The following is a 716-nucleotide window of genomic DNA, read 5'->3' as shown; positions in this document are numbered from 1 at the left end:
AAGAGGCGTTCGCGGCGATGGGCGATGCGGTGCGGCGGGCCGGCTTCGGCGGCTGAGGCGACCGGGTCGGACACGTCTGCGGAGGGTGTCAAGGGGCTCTGCGGGTGTCGGTCGTGTGCCGTAGAAAGGGAGTCGAGAGAAGGGATCCCGCATGGCCGCAGGTGATATCGAGACTTTCCATCGCAATGGCATCTGGTTCAACCGCATCGAGGGTGAATCGCAGACGTTGGGCGCGAGCTTCGAGACCGAGGCCGATGCGGTGAAGGCCGCTCGTGGTGCGGCGATGGCGCGCCAGGTCGCGCACACGGTGCGCACCGAAGAGGGTCCCTCGAAGGACGAGAGCGCGTACGAGCGGCACCCGCGCGACCTGATCGGATGAGCGTGCCGTCCGAGGGTGCGCGCGCAGCCGGTTCCGAGGGCCGGATGCTGTTGCAGGCATGTATCAACGGCGCCAGGGGTCCGGCGGAGCATCCGTGGTTGAGCCTCGACCCCGGCGTGGTGGCCGATGATGCCGCACGGGCAGTGGCAGCCGGTGCGCGCGACGTGCATGTGCACCCGAAGGATGCGGCGGGGCGCGACAGCCTGGCCGCCGACGATGTGGCCCGGTGGGTGTGGGCTGTCCGTCAAGCCGCGCCGGGCGTGCCGGTCGGAGTGACGACCGGCGAGTGGGCCGAGCCCGACGTCGAGCGTCGTCTGGCCGCGATCGAGTCGTGGAC

At 70.3% G+C, this 716-nt stretch carries 2 protein-coding genes; both read left to right on the top strand.

Annotation, left to right across the window (positions count from 1 at the left end; translation table 11 throughout):
- The first annotated feature begins 151 nt into the window (after positions 1 to 151).
- Positions 152 to 379: a DUF2188 domain-containing protein gene (locus tag ACNPM4_RS18490; RefSeq protein ID WP_029263966.1), complete on the top strand. Its 228-nt coding sequence runs from the start codon at positions 152 to 154 to the stop codon at positions 377 to 379.
- Positions 376 to 716 (top strand): 3-keto-5-aminohexanoate cleavage protein (locus tag ACNPM4_RS18485; protein ID WP_448986668.1); only part of this gene is annotated, 341 nt, incomplete at its 3' end. The genes ACNPM4_RS18490 and ACNPM4_RS18485, both read left to right, overlap by 4 nt.

The sequence above is a fragment of the Microbacterium umsixpiens genome, from assembly GCF_053543675.1.
This window is presented reverse-complemented; position numbering and strand designations above follow the sequence as displayed.